Source organism: Empedobacter tilapiae (assembly GCF_004785645.1).
Taxonomy (GTDB): Bacteria; Bacteroidota; Bacteroidia; order Flavobacteriales; family Weeksellaceae; genus Empedobacter; species Empedobacter tilapiae.
The window spans coordinates 152,195-172,693 of sequence record NZ_SRPE01000009.1; the positions used below are offsets into that span (position 1 = coordinate 152,195).

Annotated in this window: 20 protein-coding genes and 1 riboswitch; of the genes, 9 read left to right on the forward strand and 11 right to left on the reverse strand. The window is 30.2% G+C overall.

What is annotated here, in order from left to right:
- Nucleotides 1-6: 6 nt before the first annotated feature.
- From E4J94_RS13195 to E4J94_RS13215, 5 genes are read right to left on the reverse strand one after another with little or no spacing between them, the layout of a single operon-like run.
- Entirely contained in the window at nt 7-2,184 is a 2,178-nt protein-coding gene (locus E4J94_RS13195; RefSeq protein ID WP_135836265.1) for a hypothetical protein, read from the reverse strand.
- 13 nt (nt 2,185-2,197) lie between these two features.
- Nucleotides 2,198-3,112 carry a bifunctional UDP-sugar hydrolase/5'-nucleotidase gene (locus E4J94_RS13200; protein ID WP_135836266.1) on the reverse strand — a complete coding sequence of 305 codons (915 nt, stop codon included), beginning with the start codon at nt 3,110-3,112 and terminating at the stop codon, nt 2,198-2,200.
- Between the two features lie 15 nt (nt 3,113-3,127).
- Entirely contained in the window at nt 3,128-3,712 is a 585-nt protein-coding gene (locus E4J94_RS13205; RefSeq protein ID WP_135836267.1) for a phage tail protein, read from the reverse strand.
- A gap of 5 nt (nt 3,713-3,717) precedes the next feature.
- Nucleotides 3,718-4,305 carry a phage tail protein gene (locus tag E4J94_RS13210; RefSeq protein ID WP_135836268.1) on the reverse strand — a complete coding sequence of 196 codons (588 nt, stop codon included), beginning with the start codon at nt 4,303-4,305 and terminating at the stop codon, nt 3,718-3,720.
- A gap of 3 nt (nt 4,306-4,308) precedes the next feature.
- Nucleotides 4,309-4,881 carry a phage tail protein gene (locus E4J94_RS13215; RefSeq protein WP_135836269.1) on the reverse strand — a complete coding sequence of 191 codons (573 nt, stop codon included), beginning with the start codon at nt 4,879-4,881 and terminating at the stop codon, nt 4,309-4,311.
- A 424-nt stretch (nt 4,882-5,305) separates the two neighbouring features.
- Here E4J94_RS13215 and E4J94_RS13220 point away from each other — a divergent pair, with 424 nt between their 5' ends.
- Nucleotides 5,306-6,181 carry an AraC family transcriptional regulator gene (locus E4J94_RS13220; protein WP_135836270.1) on the forward strand — a complete coding sequence of 292 codons (876 nt, stop codon included), beginning with the start codon at nt 5,306-5,308 and terminating at the stop codon, nt 6,179-6,181.
- Between the two features lie 93 nt (nt 6,182-6,274).
- Nucleotides 6,275-8,224, forward strand: coding sequence for an oleate hydratase (locus E4J94_RS13225; RefSeq protein WP_135836271.1), 1,950 nt, complete (start codon nt 6,275-6,277; stop codon nt 8,222-8,224).
- 167 nt (nt 8,225-8,391) lie between these two features.
- Here E4J94_RS13225 and E4J94_RS13230 read toward each other — a convergent pair whose 3' ends face one another.
- The 3 genes from E4J94_RS13230 to E4J94_RS13240 form a co-directional block, all read right to left on the reverse strand.
- A complete protein-coding gene (locus tag E4J94_RS13230; protein WP_135836272.1) occupies nt 8,392-9,612 on the reverse strand; it encodes a serine hydrolase domain-containing protein in 1,221 nt (406 codons plus the stop codon).
- A 157-nt stretch (nt 9,613-9,769) separates the two neighbouring features.
- Complete coding sequence (locus E4J94_RS17920; RefSeq protein ID WP_135836273.1) at nt 9,770-10,024, reverse strand: helix-turn-helix domain-containing protein; 255 nt, start codon at nt 10,022-10,024, stop codon at nt 9,770-9,772.
- Nucleotides 10,025-10,215: 191 nt separating this feature from the next.
- The gene (locus E4J94_RS13240) at nt 10,216-10,857 is read right to left on the reverse strand and encodes a DUF6266 family protein (protein ID WP_135836274.1); all 642 of its coding nucleotides are present in this window, start codon (nt 10,855-10,857) and stop codon (nt 10,216-10,218) included.
- 432 nt (nt 10,858-11,289) lie between these two features.
- On the opposite strand from E4J94_RS13240, the gene E4J94_RS13245 reads away from it, so the two are divergent.
- Nucleotides 11,290-12,114, forward strand: a complete 825-nt coding sequence (locus tag E4J94_RS13245; RefSeq protein WP_135836275.1) for a hypothetical protein — start codon at nt 11,290-11,292, stop codon at nt 12,112-12,114.
- A 445-nt stretch (nt 12,115-12,559) separates the two neighbouring features.
- Entirely contained in the window at nt 12,560-13,348 is a 789-nt protein-coding gene (locus E4J94_RS13250) for an alpha/beta fold hydrolase (RefSeq protein ID WP_262710486.1), read from the forward strand.
- An 81-nt stretch (nt 13,349-13,429) separates the two neighbouring features.
- Here the strand turns inward: E4J94_RS13250 and E4J94_RS13255 are convergent, their stop codons facing one another.
- Nucleotides 13,430-14,224 carry an alpha/beta fold hydrolase gene (locus tag E4J94_RS13255; RefSeq protein ID WP_135836277.1) on the reverse strand — a complete coding sequence of 265 codons (795 nt, stop codon included), beginning with the start codon at nt 14,222-14,224 and terminating at the stop codon, nt 13,430-13,432.
- A 611-nt stretch (nt 14,225-14,835) separates the two neighbouring features.
- Nucleotides 14,836-14,930, forward strand: a riboswitch (SAM-I-IV-variant riboswitch).
- 48 nt (nt 14,931-14,978) lie between these two features.
- Between E4J94_RS13255 and E4J94_RS13260 the strand changes: the two genes are divergently transcribed.
- The 5 genes from E4J94_RS13260 to E4J94_RS13280 all read left to right on the forward strand — a co-directional run bounded on the left by E4J94_RS13260 (nt 14,979) and on the right by E4J94_RS13280 (nt 18,352).
- A complete protein-coding gene (locus E4J94_RS13260; protein ID WP_135836278.1) occupies nt 14,979-15,584 on the forward strand; it encodes a hypothetical protein in 606 nt (201 codons plus the stop codon).
- Between the two features lie 48 nt (nt 15,585-15,632).
- A complete protein-coding gene (locus E4J94_RS13265) occupies nt 15,633-16,055 on the forward strand; it encodes a PaaI family thioesterase (RefSeq protein ID WP_038337190.1) in 423 nt (140 codons plus the stop codon).
- A complete protein-coding gene (locus tag E4J94_RS13270) occupies nt 16,052-16,582 on the forward strand; it encodes a DUF4269 domain-containing protein (protein WP_246034334.1) in 531 nt (176 codons plus the stop codon). Before E4J94_RS13265 ends, E4J94_RS13270 begins: the two co-directional genes overlap by 4 nt.
- 88 nt (nt 16,583-16,670) lie before the next feature.
- Nucleotides 16,671-17,357 (forward strand): VOC family protein, encoded by a 687-nt coding sequence (locus E4J94_RS13275; protein ID WP_135836280.1) that lies wholly within the window; start codon nt 16,671-16,673, stop codon nt 17,355-17,357.
- Nucleotides 17,358-17,437: 80 nt separating this feature from the next.
- Complete coding sequence (locus E4J94_RS13280; RefSeq protein ID WP_135836281.1) at nt 17,438-18,352, forward strand: AEC family transporter; 915 nt, start codon at nt 17,438-17,440, stop codon at nt 18,350-18,352.
- 3 nt (nt 18,353-18,355) lie between these two features.
- Here E4J94_RS13280 and E4J94_RS13285 read toward each other — a convergent pair whose 3' ends face one another.
- Both E4J94_RS13285 and E4J94_RS13290 read right to left on the reverse strand, forming a co-directional pair.
- Nucleotides 18,356-19,831 (reverse strand): serine hydrolase, encoded by a 1,476-nt coding sequence (locus E4J94_RS13285; RefSeq protein ID WP_135836282.1) that lies wholly within the window; start codon nt 19,829-19,831, stop codon nt 18,356-18,358.
- An 87-nt stretch (nt 19,832-19,918) separates the two neighbouring features.
- Nucleotides 19,919-20,494 carry a helix-turn-helix domain-containing protein gene (locus E4J94_RS13290; RefSeq protein WP_135836283.1) on the reverse strand — a complete coding sequence of 192 codons (576 nt, stop codon included), beginning with the start codon at nt 20,492-20,494 and terminating at the stop codon, nt 19,919-19,921.
- Nucleotides 20,495-20,499: the final 5 nt, after the last annotated feature.

Sequence of the window (20,499 nt, forward strand, 5' to 3'; positions counted from 1 at the left end):
CTCACGTTATTTTACAGTTATTTTTTTTGAAATTTTTGTCCCATTATAACATTCAATCCAAATGATATACACTTTTGTATTATTTGATAGTTCAAAATGCGTTTCAAACGTATTAACAGAAGATATGTTTTTCACTAAATTACCTTCTAGGTTATACACTTTTACAGATTTTATTTTTTCAGCTGATTTTATATGAACTGTATGATTTTCTGTATAAACAATTATTTTATTTTTCCCATTCAATTCATTTGTATTCAACAAGTTGTCCTCATAAACAATTTCAAAACGATCTTTAAAATAACCTTTATCACTTAGGAAATTATAATCACCTTTAGATAGATCAATAGATTTTTTTAATTCTTTATCAATTAAATAAATAGATTGTCCTTGCTTGAAAATTCCATTTGTTTTCGCCAACGAAATCGTGTAATTTCCAGCAGTTAAGATTTTAATAGCTAAATCAAATTGATCTTTTTCGTCAAACTTGGCTCCTCTACCTTGAATAGACATTTCTTTCTGATCTATCATCGAATAAATTCCAGGGTAGACTTGCATTGGTTCTGCATCAAAAGTGTTTTCATATTGTTTCGTAGAACCTTCTTTATAACCAACAAGAGTCGAATTTAACACTTCATTATTTTGTTTCAAACTCAACCAAAATTTATCATCTTCTATGGTTTTATATGAAACTACTTCGTTAGCTGTAACACGCATACTGTTATTAAAAAACAACTGCATTGGTAAAGGACCTTGTAATTTGTTTTCTGCTTGTACAATAAATCCTTGACCTACATCTATTGCTGTGGAAGTAATTGAAGGATCACTCCATCCCATTTCATCACTATAAACAATCCAATTATCGCCTGTAAATTCACCATTTACAATAGGTTTCTTATGTGTCCAAACAAAAACTTTCGAAATAGTTAACATAGCTGAATTGGATGATATAACTTTCTTTAAATCAATTGGAGATGGATAAGGATTACCTACCGCATTATTTCCAATATTATTTTTTGTAAGTACTCTTGAAACAAATCCATTATTTGGAATTCCTGTAAAAGTTCCTTCAAATATTTTTGAAACACCTTCTCCATAATTATTAAAATTATTCGGCGCTCTAAATGCAATGTATTCTCCTTTTTGAAAAATATCAGCTGCATTTATATTTGCTATCCAATTGTTTGCAAACTCGTCATAACGATAGAAACGATTTTGAAGTGTCTTAGGAGATAAAGCAAATATATTTTGTCCGAAAACAGGAGAAGACCAATCCAAAGTTTCTAATCGATAAATTGGTTTTGATTGACGTTTGAAACTGATATCTCCTACATTGATTGCATTATCATTTTGTTGTATTAGATAAGCTCCATTTTCAAAAACAACTTGATTCGAAGGATTATCCACATTATTTACAACAGTATAGGTAATTCCTGAAGGAACAACTACGTTTGCTTCAAATGTCAACGATTTTGCTGTCAAATTATGAGTATAAGATTCTCGTAGAATAGCATCTTTAGTAGCTGTTGGTTCTCCATCGCTCCAAACTCCATTTTCCCAAATTGTTGGTAAAGGCGGTGTGACTTCTGTCCAGGTAAATGCATCTAATCCAACATAATTTGTCGGATTACTTGTAGAAATTTCAAGTTCATTGATTTCATAATTTGAATAATTCATTCCATTTATATTTTTCAAATTAACTTGAACATATCCATTCGTCATAAGAGCATTTAAAGGAATATAAAGTGCTGTAAAAATAACTGTCCCATTCTCTTTTCCATTTATTGTAATTGGCGTAGGCATAATGAGAGGGAATTGCTGTAAATTATAATCAGCTAAAAAAAGATAAAAATTTTGCGAGGTAAAATTAAACCCTTCACTTTTTATCTTAAAACTTGGGTTAACTCCAAATCCTGCTGCACCATCATTATCAATGTATTTATTATCTATTGTTAAACCATTCCAACCAGTACCGGGATAATTTCCTTGTACACGGAATGTTCCTTGTGCATAATCTGCTGAGGCTGAACTTTCTATTTTAAATAATTTTCCATTACTTACAAAAGAATAACTGCCATTATCTGCATTCTCAAAATCCTCTATATAAGGTAAATTTTGCGCAAATGAAAAAACAAATCCAAAGAAAAATAAAAACGTGAATTTAAAATAAAGTAGATTTTTTTTCATAGGAAATTTGATATTATACATATTGTAATTCTTTTACTTTTCGTTGAATTTCAGTTGATTTTGCAAAAGATGAAGCAGGCATAATAAATGCATGTTCGAAACTAATTCTATTCTTTTGCATAGTATATCCAACACTACTTTTACTAACTAATTCTCCACCCATTCCACCTTGCGTTAAAATCACTTCTTGGTCTTTTTTATTTTTTAAGATTAGGGGATAATTAAATTTCTGTCCTTGAACCGTACTCAAAACAAAATCAATTTCTTTGCTTTTCAGAGCTAAATCTTTGCTATTCCATTTACTTTTATCCATTCCCAATTGTGATAAACAAATGACCAAATCACATTGATCTTCTGTTTTTAATTTTTTTGCTATTCGATTGGCTGCTTTATAAGGATTATCAACACGAATTGAAGCATTAGAAACACTTTCAGCAACCCCAGTTATTCCAATTTTTAACTCTTTAGTATACAAAATCACATAAGGGAGAATAACTTCATTCCAATCTTTTTCCTGAGAAGAATAATTACAATTTACAAATGGAAAATCAAAAGCTTTTGCTAAATCTAAAAAGGGTTTAACTCCTAATTTAAAATAATTCACACTTAAAGCAACTGCATGATAACCAACAGAATTAATAGACTGAAAGGTTGATTTATTTAATTGTTCTAATCGAAATAAATTACCTGCATCCACCAAAATTCCGTTTGTTGGTTGATTACTTAATTCGCTCTTAATTTGACTATAAATAGAACGATCTATTGATTGATCTATATTATTAGTTTGATAAATCGTGAGATGTGAATCATCTGTTAATCCTTGTATATTTTTAGAAACATTTGCCAACCCTTTCAACGAAGGATTCAACATCGCTATTCCCATTAAGGATGCGGTATGTTTCAGAAAAGAACGTCTATTACTTTCCATATTTTTAATATTTAATTACCATCTAGGAGGAAAAATTCCATATAAACAAATCACATAATTCATCCCAATATAAGGTTGCATATTGTTATGAGCAATTGATCCACCTGAAACTTGTGTTCTCAATTTCATGTCTATATTCGCATTTATTTCTACTTCAGGTTCTTCTAAATTCACTCCCATTGTTGGAGCGAAAGAACCGTTTACCAAAAATCCGGGCTGAGCAATTGATGAACCTGTAATAGGTGCTGTTTGCGTAGCCGGAGACGAACTAACTTTTAATTTTGGTTCATCTGACAACACAACTCCATGTGTATGAGATGGCATTTCGTGTGTCAATAGTGTTACATTTTTTTCTCCTCCTGTTTCACCTAATACTCTTGCAGATAGTCCAGGTCCTTGTCCTACACCCATCCCCACATGATCTCTGAAATCAGGTAAGCCAAAAGTTTCTCGTCCATCTCCTCCATATGTTGTTCCTAATATTGAAAACAAGGCCGTATTTTGTCTAATAGCTATTAATTGACCATGACAAAATGCCCAATTTCTTGGATCAAAATTGCCAGCAAATAATCTCACTTCTCCTATATAGGCTTCTTCCATAAATTCTAACTTCTTGAAGGATAAATTCCTTCTATTGCTATAATAAAATTAATCCCCAAATAAGGTTGCATATTGTTATGGGGCTGATTTCCTCCAACCGGTAAAGTTGTTTTCGTTAAATCTTCATTTTTCAATGTAGTTTCATGTAACGTCATGTTAGGTACTTCTTGATTATACCCTAAAGTTGAAATTCCTTTATTTGTTGCAACACCCAAACTTTTTCCATTTGTTGGTTCGTGTTCAGTAGATGGCATATTACTCGCAATTCCATTTGTTACTTGTACTGAATTCTTATCTGCGGCGTGAGTATGAGCAGGTAATTGTGGATTCGTAAGTGTTACTCTTTCTGCTCCTACTTGTTCACCCAAAATAATATTTCTTAATCCCAATCCTTGTCCCATTCCAACTGGTACACGACTAGCAAGGTTTGGTAAAGCAAAAGTAGAAATACCATCTCCCCCGTAAAACGTTCCTATAATAGTGTATAATGCTTCATTTCCACTTATAGACAATAATTGTCCCTGGCAAAGCATCCATCCATAAGGGGCGAAATTTCCAGCAAACATTCTAATTTCTCCTATTGTTGGTTCCATAAATTAATTTCTTGATGGATAGATTCCAAATAAACAAATCACATAATTCATCCCTAAAGAAGGCATACGGTTTTCATGTCGTTGGTTTCCTCCTTCTGGTTGCAGTGTAACATCACCTAAACCAACGGAGTTACTATTTAGCTCCACGTTTGGTTCTGTCTGTACAAATCCTTGTGTAGGAACTTTCATACGACCTCTTGATTCAACAGGTGCAGCCAGACTAGAACCTTGTGTAATCCTTGCTTGAGTAGCATCCTCTGCACTTACCTTGAAATGATTCCCTTTTATTTCTACAAGATGTATATGCGCAGGTATTTCTGTAGAAGTTAAAGCATGTGCTTCTTCTCCTGCCATTTCCCCTAAAGGAATTTCATTTGAAAACCCTACAGGAATTCGACCTCTAAAATCCGGTAAGGCAAATGTTGTTACGCCATTTCCTCCATACATCGTTCCCAGTACACTAAATAAAGCCTGATTCTGATTAATAGGTAAAATTTGTCCATGGCAGAAAGCCCAATTCCTAGGAGCAAACTGACCAGCAAACATCCGAATTTCACCAATTGTTCCTTCGTACATATTTTTTATATATTTATTATTTTAATTATCACTCCTAAGATTAAGTTATCATTCTATAATGGTGAATTACATGAATTAACTTATAAAGCCTTTTCTATCTCTTAAAATTATAGTTTTAGTGACTTAAATCAATCATTGAAAAGGGGACAAATAAGGAGACAATTTTAATTAAAAAAAGATGTTATATTTCCTGAAATAATAAAATATAAAAAACTACATAACAATAACATAAATCTAAATTTCCATAATAATAAAAGTTCGATTATGTTATTTGATAACTGAATAAATGATATAAAAAATAACTTCTACATTAAAATACAATTAAAATACCTTATTGTATTTAATACTTTCTAAACAATTCTTATTTTAGCTTTATCAATTCTACTGCCCTAAAAAACGATCTAACCAACTATTATTTTCAAACATGAAAAACTATGAAAATTTAAAAGAGACCTTGTCTTTTTATGGCGTAAATTGTAATAAACTATATTATATCTCATCAGGAAATCCAATTTTTGCATTTCCTGAAAGATCATTTCGAATCGACTTTTATGCATTTTGTATTTGCTTATCTGGCTCAATAGAAGTTGAGATAGATTCTCAGAAATATTGTATTTCTCAAAATGAATTCTTAATTTCTGCTCCTTCTACTGTTTTGAAAATTCTAGATACTAGCTCTAATTTTAGAATGAAATTGTTATTTTTTGAGAAAAATTTTCTCCTTAAAAACATTTCTAACCCTTTCTTTATTGATAAACTTAATTTGTTTACACATCAAAACTTTACAGTTTGTAAGGCAAATAAAAAAGAAGCGAATCATCTTTTTATGTTAATCAATTATCTTCAAGAACAACGAGAAAGAAATGTTTTGTTCTTAGAAGATATTATTCGATCAATTATTTTTACTTTACTTCTTGAATCTGCCTCTATAATTGCTGAACAATATTCAAAAGAAAATAAAAACCATTCCCGCGAAATCAACACTCTATTTTGTAAGTTTACACAACTTGTTCAAGAAAATGTTATCGCTCACAAAGACGTACAGTTTTATGCAGATCAATTATTTATTACAAATAAATATTTGATCCATCTTGTAAAAAAAGCAACTAAGAAAACTCCACATGTTATTATCGACGAATATTTATTAAAAGAAGCATATGTTTTGCTTGGTTATTCAGAGAAAACAATTGTCCAGATAGCATTAGACCTAGGTTTCAACTCTTCTTCATCTTTTGGTCGTTTTTTTAAAAAATACACTTCTATTTCTCCTCAACAATATAGAAAACAACAACATATATAAAAAAAGAAATTTGGGATACAAATGACGAATTTCGGGATACTTTAGAAAAGTAATAAAGCGTAATTTTATTGTAGAATCTTAAAATAAATAATTATGGATAAAATTACTTCAAAATTTGACAACGTTTTAAATCATTCTACTATCTACGGAAATATTGATCATCAACCAGATGCGAGTAAAGAGACACCAAGAAACACTCCAGAAAAGTCTTATCCTTTCTCTGATCAAATAGGAAATTACCAACGCAATAAAGGAATTCCTACAAAATCTTATAAGGACAGTAAGGTATATATTGTGGGAAGTGGTATTGCAGGTTTAGCTACTGCCTATTATTTTATTAGAGACGGACATTTCACTCCAGAGAATATAACATTTATAGAACAACTTCAGGTCGAAGGAGGTTCGTTAGATGGAGCTGGAAATGCAAAAGATGGTTACATAATTCGAGGAGGTCGAGAAATGGATTGTACCTACGAGAATTTATGGGATATCTTTCAAGACATTCCTGCATTAGAGTTACCAGAACCTTATAGTGTTTTAGACGAATATAGACTAGTAAATGATAATGACTCTAATTATTCTATTGCACGTTTAATTCATGAAAAAGGGAAAGTAAAAGACTTTAGTAAATTTGGTTTGAATAAGAAAGATCAATTAGCTATTATCAAACTTTTGTTGAAGAAAAAAGAAGAATTGGACGACATAACGATTGAAGATTATTTTAATCAATCATTCTTAGAAAGTAATTTCTGGACATTTTGGCGTACAATGTTTGCCTTTGAGAATTGGCATAGTTTACTAGAATTCAAATTATATATGCATCGCTTTTTACACGCGATTGATGGTTTAAATGATCTTTCTTCATTGGTGTTTCCTAAATACAATCAATACGACACTTTTGTTACGCCATTAGGTAAATGGTTAAAAGAAAAAGGAGTAAAAATTCAGTTAAACACGCTGGTTAAAGATTTAGATTTATTGATTAATACAGAAGGAAAAGTAGTCAAAGGAATTATAACAGAACAAAATGGGAAAGATGTAATTATTCCTGTCACACCAAATGATTATGTTATTGTAACTACTGGTTCCATGACCGAAGATACTGCGTATGGAGATAATACAACAGCACCAGTTTTAGCGATAGATAATAATACAAGTGGTCAAAGTGCGGGATGGAAACTATGGAAAAACCTTTCTGCTAAATCTCCTGTTTTTGGTCGTCCAGAAAAATTTTGTGGGAATATTGAAAAATCTTCATGGGAATCTGTTACTTTAACTTGTAAACCTTCTGCATTAGTAGAAAAACTAAAAGAATATTCTGTTAATGATCCATATTCAGGTCAAACAGTTACAGGCGGAATTATTACAATTACAGATTCTAATTGGTTAATGAGTTTTACTTGTAATCGTCAACCACATTTCCCTACACAACCAGATGATATTTTAGTGCTTTGGGTTTATGCATTATTTATGGATAAAGAAGGAAACTACATCAAGAAAACAATGCCTTCTTGTACAGGAAACGAAATCCTAACAGAATTATGCTATCATTTAGGAATTGAAGACCAAATAGACGACGTTATTGAGAATACAATCACACGTTCTGCTTATATGCCTTACATCACATCTATGTTTATGCCTAGAGCAAAAGGAGACCGCCCACAAGTAGTTCCAGATGAATGTAAGAATCTAGGCTTAGTAGGTCAATTTGTAGAAACCAATAACGATGTAGTTTTCACAATGGAAAGTTCTGTTCGTACCGCACGTATTGCAGTTTATGAATTACTTAATTTAAATAAGCAAGTTCCAGACATTAATCCATTACAATACGACATTCGCCATTTATTAAAAGCAACTAAAACGTTGAACGATGATAAACCATTTATGGGTGAAGGTTTATTAAATAAAGTTTTAAAAGGAACTTATTTTGAACATATTCTACCTATTGGATCAGACTCACCACAAGAGGAAGAAGAAAAAGAATCTTTTCTAATAGAACAATTTGGTAAATTCAAAGAATGGGTAGGACATTTTAGAGGTTAAAATCACTATCAGTTCAATACTGATTATCAATAGTATTAAAAACAATAAAGGCTTCTACATCATTAAAGATGGAGAAGCCTTTGTATTTATCTTATATTTTAAAAACTTATTATTATAAAAGTTTTTCTAGTTAACTATTCTCTCTAAATCATTCATTATAGAAGAAATTATTTACTAATACTATTTTCGTAATCAGATAGATGTTTCCATATATCTTCTATTTCAGGCCACACATTATCAGTAAAATCAGTATCGGTATTCACCAAAATTATTTTACCAATTTTAGTTGTAGGATTAAAATACATGGCAGTAAAAACTCCCGGATCAGAACCATTATGACCAATCATACTATTCTTAACTTTTAAGAAACCATCTCTAAACTCAATAAAAATTCCATAATTTTCTGTTTTTCCGTTATCTATAAATTCTTGTTTTTCAAACAGTTTTTTATAACTTTCTTTACTCAACAATTTTCCATTTCCTTCATATCCTTTTATTAATTCAGATAAAAACAATCCTAAATCGTGACTAGATGTAATAAATCCTCCATCAGCATATGTTATAAGTGAATATTCGGCAATCATTTTTTCTTTGTTTGCAAATAATCTTGTGCGTTTTGTAATGTCAATATCTTCAGATTTCCAACCTGAATGATGCATTTGTAATGGTCTTAATATATAATTTTGAGTAAAAGTTCGATAATCTTGTCCAATTGCAGATTCTATAACTAAAGCACAAAGAGCAGCAGCGATATTAGAATACTCACGCTCTTCTCCAGGTTTCGAATTCAAAAACGTATTCTTTTTGTACCATTTTCCATTTTCACTCAAACTATTTTTCATGAAATCATGTAGAGATATATTTGTTTCGGGTTTATTGAAATAATCGTAAACGCCTTCATTTTGATCATGTTTATCTTTAGCTAAAACATACGATTTTGCATAAATTTCATCTAAATCTGTAATTGAAGAAGTGTGATATGCCAAATGCTTAATCAATATCGGAACTTCAGGATGATTTGGATTGATAATTTTAAAAGGTAAATAATTATTGATTGGATCATTAAGATTTAATTTCCCTAATTCTTGCGCTTTAAGTAAAGAAATACCGATTAATGTCTTAGATATTGAAGCTATATTTTGAGTTGTACTCGATGTATATGTTTTATCTTCTTCAATATTTGTAAATCCAAATCCGTTTTCATAAATCAATCCCTTTTCGTTAACTACAGAAACCGAAAATCCTTTAATAGCATCTTGTTCACATGCTAATTCTAAGTTTTTAGTTAATTGATCATTTTTCGTGTCATAATTTTTTTTATTTTTCTGAAGAGTTTGACATGAAAAAAGTAAAGTTGAAGAGATGAGAATAAAAATTTTATAGTTCATATTTCATGGTTTTTTATATTAAAGACGACAGTTTTTCAATTTAGTTACAGTTATTAATTTTATTTTTCCGCAAAACTAAACAAATTCTATCTCATTCAACAACATACAAATACACACAATTTAAAATACTCCCAACATCCCACAAAAAAAGCTCTTATCAAAGAGCCATTTGGTTAAAAAACTGTTTTGGATAATAATATTTATTACCCACCTTAAAAAAAGGAATTTTATTCATTTTCCTCATCCGATACAACGTTCTGTCACTTACGTTAAGCAAACTTTTCAGGTCTGCATTATCATAGAATTTCTGATTTTCCCCCAATAGTAGAAGAGTTTTTTGTAATTCCAATAACAGGAGTTTCATTTCCTTAAATGCCTCTCCATTTTTTTGTAAAAATAGCTCATCGTCCATTTATTTAGTTATTGATAAGTTTCACTAAACTACAACACAAATAAATAATAACCAAATATTTACAAATTAAACAACAACTATTTACGCAAAATTAATTTATATTTTTACCTATTATTGTTATTTCATAACTACTTGCACAAGATAGTCTGTTAACCAATTTAAGAAGATCACTCCAACTCTCAAAACTACAATTACACAACTGTATGCTCTCCAAGATAGATACTAGTACTTGCTATTGTTTTTGTTTGGCTGTTAAGAAATGCCCAAAAATTAACTTTTTTACCATTGTAATATGTTGGTAATGGAATATTTACAACCAGTCCAGAACGCGATTCGATATTTTGAAAAACTTCAAACGAATTTAGTTCCTCACAATAACACACAAGATTCACGATATCGGTAGACTTCGCATTTCCTTGTCCTGAATTATCTTCCCAATTCAATTCAAAACTATCTGTACCAACCAATTGTATCGTAGGTTGTAAAAAACCAACCAAATCTCCTTTCGAAATCAGCACACGCTCCAACACAATAATAGGCAAATCATTCACCATTTCCAACGCATTACTCAGCATATAAGATGTCGCAATGTTGTAGCGCGATTTCAACCCAACTCTATTCCCAAAATACAGATTAAGAACTGGACGAATTGGTTGCAAGAAATCAATCACTTTCTTGAATTTGATCTGTTGCATCAGCTGCAAATCAGTAGGTCGCCTTTTCGATTTTTTTGGTAAACTGCGAATAATGTCCTTACCGCGCCAATTAACGCCTACTACAGTTCCCACTTTCCCTGAGAATCCACCAAGGATTCCTTTTTTAATTTCTGCCATAATTGCAAGTTTTTTTGATTAATATTCATAAAGTTAGCATCAGAAACAATATCATTTACAAAAACGCAATTTTGTGTCCGCATATGTCCAGTTCTGTCCACATTTGTCCAATTTTGTCAATCAATATTTTATACAATAATAGTATTATAGCAAAACAAAAACTTCACTAAACCACTATTTATCATAGGTAGATAAGATTCATATTTCTAGTCGGTTTTTAGCTTGTTCGACCATCGTTCGACCATTGTTCGACGAATCTTCGGAAAAACGGCATTCTCGTCGAAGAACGGTCGAAGAAAACACGAGCGAAAGTGGGAGGAAATTTGTGAAATTGCAGTTTTTACAATAAAGGGTTTAATTGTATTTTTTTGGTATATTTGGAAATTTGATTCACTCAAAACTTGTTAGAATAAACAGAAACAAATTAACACCATGAAAAAATATCTTTACTTATTACTATTTATTTTATTTTGGTCATGTAATAACGAAGATGATGTTATTATTCCAGTTGAAAATAATACATTTACCGCATATCCAAAAGGTTATTTCGTATCTACTTATGAGGGATATGATACCATAAAATTAGAATATCAAAATAATAAAATTACCAAAAGAATTGGTGATTGGATACAAACTAGCTCTGCTTCTGGTTATAGAACTATATTTTCTAAATTATTAGAAACTAATGTAGATTATTCTGGAAAAACTGCAAATCTTACCAAATTTTCTAAATTAGATTGGTATCAATATCTAAATGATACGCATGTTTATACATTTAATGGGCTACAAATTTCTGAGGCTACTTTGACCTATAGAGCAATACCAAACTATACAGAAAAATATGTATATGTCTATGAAAATAATCAGATAAAGTATATCGATCTATTTGTAACTGATCATTATTTTACAAATGATTTGAGAAATCGTAGAAATTTTTACTTTAATACAAATGGAAATTTAGATAGTTTGGTTTACAGAGATGCAGACTATGATTTTTATAATGAAGATATCCCTCCGTATATTGATTATAAAAAGAAAGAACGAAAAGTAACAACTTTCTCTAATTATGATCAATCGCAAAACCCATTTCAAAACTTAGGTGTTTTTACAGACTTATATTATAAATCTTTATCTAAAAATAACTTTCGTAAAACACAAACAAGAGAATATGATCAAGAAGGGAAACCTACTCTTAATGTTTCAGAATCTAGTTGGGACTATGAATATATGAATGGTGAGGTTAGAGTTCTAAAATAATACATGTTTTTTTCCTAAATTACTTACCTGTATGATTCATCAATATTTCAACAAAAAGACATTCTCCTCGAAGAACGGTCGAAGAAAACACGAACGAAAGTGGGAGGAAATTTGTGGAATTATAGTTTTGCAACAAAGGGTTTGATTATGATTTTTTGGTATATCTATTCTTAATATTACCAAATACAACTATTGTTGTTTTTTTAAGAAACTTTTGTATATTTAGTTTCACTAATATAGATATTAAGCAACATTTTATAACCACTATATCCCATGAGAATTTTTTTTTTTTACTTTCTGTTTAATAATATTTACTTATTGCGTTCATGCACAAGATTTAGAAAATAATTTAACCAAAATAAATATCTCAGAGATAGTAGAAATTGGTAACTCAAAACAATTTATAAATATAAAAGGTAATGATGAAAAAAATCCAATTCTTTTAATTTTACATGGAGGTCCTGGTAAATCATTATTGTCATTTGCTCCAAATTTTACAAATAAATTATTAAATGATTTTCTTGTTGTAAATTGGGATCAAAGAAATACTGGAGAAACTCTAAAATTAAATAAATCTGATACTTCCATTAAACTGCTACAATCTGATGCACTAGAAGTTATTCAGTATTTAAAGAAAAAATATAATAAGAAGAAAATATTTTTACTGTCACATTCTTGGGGTTCAGTTATGGGATTTGAAATAGCACACAAACATCCGGAGTTAATTGCGGCTTACATTGCAGTAAGTCCAGTTATTGACGCAAACGAAAGTTCCAAACTTTTTATGCAGGATTTAAAATCTTGGGCTAATAAAACCAATAATAATCAAGCAATTAAAGAATTAAACGAAGTTAATCTACCTATTCAAACAAAAAATGATTTTTTTTACGCACAAAAATGGCTTTTTATTCATAACGGGGTTCAAGGAGTAGAAACAGAAGAATTCCGAAATTCTTATTATGAATGGATGGATGAATGGTTTCCTATTTGGAAAGAAAATGCGAAAACAAATGTACCTTCCTCTTATCCCAATATTGAGTGCCCAATCTACTTTTTTATAGGAAGTGCTGATAATCAAAGTTATCATACTTTGGCAAACAAATATTATAAAGAGTTAAAATCAAAAAATAAAAAATTATTTTGGTTTAGAAAATCTGGACATACAATTTTCAATACAGAACCTGTTAAACTTCAAAAATTATTTATAAAAATAAAAAATAAAAACGTTACCTAACATTGGCAACTGTTGCGTAACTTGATATTTCAGACAAAAAATATAACCACAAAAAAAGCTCCTTCTCAGGAGCTTTTTGGTTTATGCAACATTATTAATAAATTCTTTTTCGAGGATACCGTCTACTATTTTTTCAACCTCATCGATATTGGCTTTCAATAATTCGTTGTTTTCTATTTGTTCTATTTCATGAAACTGCACATCTTTGTTAAACTCTTGCAGTTTGGCGTAATAACGTTTCAACTCAGCTTTGTTGAACAAATTTCCGTCCTTCACATAAATCACATGTATCTTCGATTTGATGTATTGCGAAACTTGCAATATATCGCCTCTATTGCGTGATATATCTATCGAATAGAAAATAGATTTCAGGTATTCGCTTTTGGCAGTTGGCTCTTTTACCAACCAATCTGTTGTTTTAGGACTTGCTGCTATCGGAATAATATTCAGCACCTTATTTGGGAACAAACAAGCCATTTCCCACGCTAATCCTCCACCTAAATCTGCACCAATAATGGCAAAAATCTCGTCTACTTCCAATTCAAATAACGTCAACCAAAACAACACCGCTACATCGCGTGCTGTAATGTGATCGCGTGGAATATAGTCGTACTTTATGGTTTGGGAAATGCCATTTCCAGGAATATCTATACAGATTACCGTATACTCATTAAGATCAATTGCTTTGTTTTTTCCCATGACCCCATCCCAATGATAGGTACAATCTGAATCTCCGTGTAAGGAATGGTTAATCAAAATGACTGGAGCAGTTCCTAATGGAAGTCCAAAAAGTTGAAATGTTACCGAAACATTGTTTAAGATTGTGTTGTCCTCTAAGGGCCAAACTGGGATCGTTAATTGTTGTAAACTTTGCATTGTTTTTAATTTTATATTGGTAATTGTTGTTTTTGTTCAAAAAAAAATCCCCATCGAAACTCGACAGGGAACATAAAATATATTAAAAAATAAAATCTCTTTTTAGTATACATGACTTTCCCACGTCTGGATATTCCAAACCTGTTTGCGAATCGACATATATAAGCACGTAAACTTCATTTTTTAATTACTTTGTTATTCAAATGTATAAAATAATTTTCGGCAAACAATTAATTTTTTCTTAATTATTTGTAAAATTTTCTAAATCTCTATTTTTAATAACGAAGTCGTCTCCCTAAACTCATTTTAGAGTCACATCTAATTCAGAACATAAAAATTATAACCACATAGAGACATAATTATAACTAGAGACGAATAGATATACAATAGTTTTCATCTACGATGAAAATACTATGTTTGAACTACTGATTTTGATACCAAATCATCTATTACGATGTATCTATGTGGTAGAATATTAAAAAACAAATCAAGTAATTATTTAAAACTTTATTCTCGAAACAAAACCCTATTTAGAATTTTATTCTAAATAATCGTTTTAAAATAAAATTATTAGAATACATTACTACATGTTCAATTTTTTATGTAGTTTTACATCGTATTTCGAATCGTAGAAAACGATACCAACCGAGAGGAGTCTCCACGGTGGTAAAACAATACGGGAGTTCATCCAAAAACAACGAAAAATCCCCTATTATCGAAATACAATAATTGTTTTATTTTAACTATTTATTGTATGTCACAAAACATTTCTGAGCTTAATTTAGCTCCTATATCAGATGAAAAATTGGTCGATTTTATCAACCAACAATTGCCTATTACAGTTCCTGCGCTAAAAGATCATATTATCGAAGAATTCAAGAGAAGAGGTTTGGATTATCGTCATCTATACAATGTAAAAACAGATGAATTAAACATCAAACTTCCGCTTAGTCTGATTGATGGTTGCTTGTTCGAGCGTAATATTCCCAAACCACCTTTGGTAGGTAATTTCTACGCTGTTGTACATAGATTGAGAAACTTTTTGCAACATAGCAAAGAATTGAACGGAAAACGCCTTAAAACGTTTCATTATATCTTCGATCAACTTTATTTACCTTATGAATTGATTGATATTATTTCGGAAGATGATGTCAAAAATCTAACTGAAGATGATGTATTTATTACCTTCAAAAACTCGAAACAACATTTCCCAAACGATAAGATTATTAATAAAATTCCGAAAAATAATTTATTGATTACCGTCGACAAAGGAAATTATTACCGCGGTTTGGATAAAGTAATTTTGTCGCATCAAAATACAATTATCAAAGAAGAAAACTTGAATAACGTAACTGCATAACTGAAATTGCTTTCGACAAATCTCTATATTTGTTGAAAGCAATTTTATATGACGCCAGAAAAAAGAGAATTAGTAGAAGCAAGTTTTAATCGTTCGGAAACCTTAAAATTTTATAACGCATCACTTATTGAATGCGAAACAGACTATGTTTCGATTAAGATTCCGAAACAAGAAATGATGACACGTAAACATGGAATGTTTAATGGCGCTATGATTGCTTCTTTGGTTGATGTTTCATCTGGTTATGCTGCTGTTTCTCACTATGACGACGATTGCTACGTGGTAACAGTTGAATTAAAGGTGAATTATTTGCGACCTGCTTTGGGTGATTATTTACTATCAAAAGCCTATGTCATAAAAGGCGGAAAAAAGATTAGTACCATACGCACAGAGATTTTTGTGGTTGACGAAACAACGAACAAAGAAACGCATGCTGCTACTTCTTTGGTAACTATGATGAGAATAAAATGATGCAAGATTTTCTTACCATTGATTATTTAGAACACGGAAATGAAATACAACACAATGTGTTTCATTTGTTGCGTAATCATCATATTTTAGAAAAACTTGACACATACAAACCTATTGTCGTAGGTACAATTCCGATCGAAATCAATATTGAAAATAGTGACATTGATATTATTGGTGAAACATCTAATTTTGAAAACGCTACGAATCATTTAACAGAGAATTTTTCTCATCATATTGAATTCAAAATCGATCAATTAACAAACAATAACGAAACTTGTTTGACTTGTAATTTTAGAATTGATACATTTGAAATTGAGATTTATTTAGAGAATAAGATTCCAACCGAACAAAATGCCTATCGACATATGCTCATTGAGGCGAAACTACTTGAAAAATTTGATGAATCATTCAAAAACAAAATCATCGAACTTAAAAAGAATGGGTACAAAACTGAACCTGCTTTTGCAAAACTTCTTGAGTTAAAAGGTAATCCATATCTCGCCTTATTGGAGTATGAAGTAGATTAATCTTTTTACTTATAACGCGATTAATTAAATCAATTCAACTTGTTATTTTCTTCTTTTTAGTTGGTTTACTTTTATAAAAAATAACAAAATGAAAATAAGAGAATTACAATTATATACAAACGAGTTAGAAAAAACGAAATCATTTTATACGACTATTTTAGCTTTTGATTTAATTGAAGAAAACGAAAATCAGTTTAGTTTACAAGTTGGTTGGACAAGATTAACTTTTATAAAATCGGACGAAGAACATATTTATCATTTCAGTTTTTTAGTTTGTAAAAATCAATTCGAAAAGGCGTTTGATTGGATACAAAATAAAACTAAAATCCTAAACACCGATGCTGATCAACACATTGCAAACTTCGAAAATTGGAATGCACAATCTTTTTATTTCTATGATGAGGCTAGAAATCTTGCTGAGATGATTACACATTATGATTTAGCTTATGAGAACGATGCAGAATTTAATCAACATTCTATTTTAGGAATTTCTGAAATTGGTTTACCTACAACTGATATTGAGACTACCAATCAATTATTAGAAGAGAAAACAACATCTAAATTCTGGAAAGGAGATTTTGAAACTTTTGGTACTAATGGCTCAGATGAAGGGAAAATATTATTACCAAATTACTTTATTAAAACAACTTGGTTTCCTACAACTGATAAAATAACTCCTACTCCATTTACAGCTATTTTGGAAAATGAAAATCATTATTCAAAAGTAATTTTCGATAATAATAAATTAAATATATCTAATGTTGCCATTTTATAAAAAATAAGCATTGAATAAAAAGTGATATCTTAAGGGTAAAAAAAAATGGGATTGTAACTTTGCATTCCAAATATCTAAAAATGGTAAACTTTATATTAATCGCAGTCTGCATAATCGCCGGAATGGTGTTTAAAGCAACAAAATCTATACATCCTGATGCACATAAAGGGATCAACACATGGATTTTATATTTGGCTTTACCAGCAGTCTCGTTTAAGTATTTACCAAAAGTAGAATGGTCGCAAGAAATGTTATTCCCTATCTTTTCTACTGTCATTATTGCCGTTGGAAGTTTGTTTTACATGAAATTCTACAGCAAAGCAAAAGGCTATTCGGAGCGTTCGAGAAGAACATTGGAATTGGCAAGCGGCTATAGCAATACATCTTTTATTGGTTTCCCTTTGATCTCAGCATTTTATGGAGAAAAATATTTAAGTATTGCTATTATTTGTGATCAAACCATGTTTTTGTGCTTGTCAACCATCGGAATAGTTTCTGCATTAAAAGGGGGAAGCAATGGATCTGGAGCAATAGATTCTAAATTTATCTTGAAACGATTATTTACTTTCCCTCCATTTTTAGGTTGTATTAGTGCATTGATTTTATCTCAATTTATCGACTTATCTCCTGCAGAACCATCCTTCGACAAATTAGCTGCAACCGTAGGTCCATTGGCTTTATTTTCAGTTGGATTGCAATTAAAGTTTAATGGTTGGAGAAAATTATGGTCACAAATTTCGATGTCTATGTTTTACAAATTAATGATTGCGCCTGCAGTTGTAATGCTTTTAGCTATCCTAATTGGAATAAAAGGTGATGTGGCTAAAATCTCTATTTTTGAAGCTGCAATGCCTACATTAGTGACATCGAGTATTATTGCGGAACAATTTAAACTCAACACCAAACTAACCAATTTGATTATTGGAATCAGTATTATTGTAGGCTTTTTTACAGCTGCTTTTTGGTATGAAATGATACAGTTGGTTATCAGATAAGGATTAATTTTCAATTTCAATAATTCTCTTTCCTTTCTCCCCAAGATAATGTATTAGTAATTCGTTATAAACTTTATAACCTTCATCTGAATTTGTAAAGATTAATACACCTTTTTTAGATTGAGGCAATAACACTACCAGACACTGAGAACCTTTGTCAGCTCCACTATGCGAAATTGCGAACTCATTGTTACCTAAATCATATATGATCCAGCCTAATCCGAAATATTCATTCTCTTTAATTTTAGAATATTGTTGCGTCATTTTCCTGAAAATATCTTCGGATAAATTGCCTCCATTAAGAACATTTACTAAAAAATTCCCATAATCAGCAATTGTTGTATGTAAATCATCCGCAGCATTTATTTTTTTGTTTTTAACTGTTTCATATGCATTTCCTACTCTATCATACCCCATTACAAATCTTGATTCGTCAGTATTTTTAGTCCAAAGAAATTCAGTATCATGCATTTTTAAAGGTTCAAATATTAGCTCTTGTGCCAATTCATTTAATGATTTTTTAAACTTTTTCTCAAGTGCTTTTCGCAAATACTCGAATCCTTCTCCAGAATAACCATATTTAGTTCCAGGATCAAAAATGAATTGTAGTTTTTTATTATCTGTATCTGATCTCCAATTCGGAAAACCTGTTTGATGACTAAGTATCAGTGTCGTAGTTAATTGTTTATTTCTTACATCAAGTGATATATCAAAATCTGTATAAAAATGATATATTGGTTCATCAAGATTCCATTTACCTAAACTGGCTAACCTTAAAGCAACCATTACTGTAATTGGTTTGGTAAGTGAAGCCACATTAAAAATTGAATTATAAGGAGCTGAATTGCCTTCAGATGTTTGACCAATAATTTTGATTTGTTGAAGTTTACCATCTTCAATTATTCCAAGCCCAAGTGTTTTTACATGATTTGAATCTAACCATTTCGTTATTAACGAATCACTTTCAAACAAGCCAGTTGATATTGAATTATCCTTATAAGTTTGATGATCAAAACTAAACGAATTCACCAATTTCCAGCTTTTATTTTCTAAAATCCATACATTACTGAATTTTGCAACTCCCTGTTGAGATTCTCTTTTTTCAGAAAAAGTATGTTCTCCATTCTGTATAGCACCATAAATAATTCCATTCTTATAAAGCGGAAAAATTTCGGTTTTATCTTTAATTAAAAATCTCTTTACTTGGCGATTGTCAACATGATTACAAATACCATTTTTCAAATCTGAAATAAATTTTGTTTTAGTTGAAACACCATCTTTATCATGATAAAATTTTAGATGCTTACTTAATAAATTTTCAAATTGTGAAATATCACATTGATTGAATCCGACATCGAATAGTAAACTATCATTTGCTAAAATAGTCTTATTAAGTACTCGTAAATCTAGATTTTGGGCATAGCTAATAATAGCGAAAAAATTAAAAACAAAACTTAGATAAAAGCTTCTTATTCTCATAGATAAAATTTTTGAACAAAGATTATTTATAATTATTTCTGTTACTAAAAATAACCCCGACAATTACCCGACATCTACCTGACAAAGCTATATTATACTGAAATTTAGTTTAAAAAACATTTTTTGTTTTCTATCAATTTCAGCAAGATTTCTAAGTATAAGAAAAACATTAGATAGAACAATTGTAATTAATAAGACAACTGTAAATGATCTTCCTAACTTTAAAAAAATACCTAACATAAAAATTATTGGAGCACATATTGTCCATAAAATTTGAAGAGAAATAATTTGTTTTGTAAGTAGGTTTTTCTGTTTAAAAACAAATGAAAGTAATAATGGAATAAAAATATTAAAAGGCGGAAAAATAATAAATGGTAAAGAAGATAGATTAATCCATTTTATTTTTTGAAAATCAATATCTACTGGCGTTACAGAATTAGGTAATAAATCAATCGAAGAATCTTCAATAGATTCATCATTTTTATCCTCAAGCAATTCCTTTTCCGAAATATCTAAAGCTTTAGAAAGCGTTTTTAAAGTATAACCTTTTGGTACTGCTCCAGATTCAATTCTTTGTATCGTTCTGACAGAAATCCCAGATTTTTCAGCTAATTCTTCTTGCGTAATATTTAATTTATCTCTTATCTCCTTTAATTTTGACATCCTTT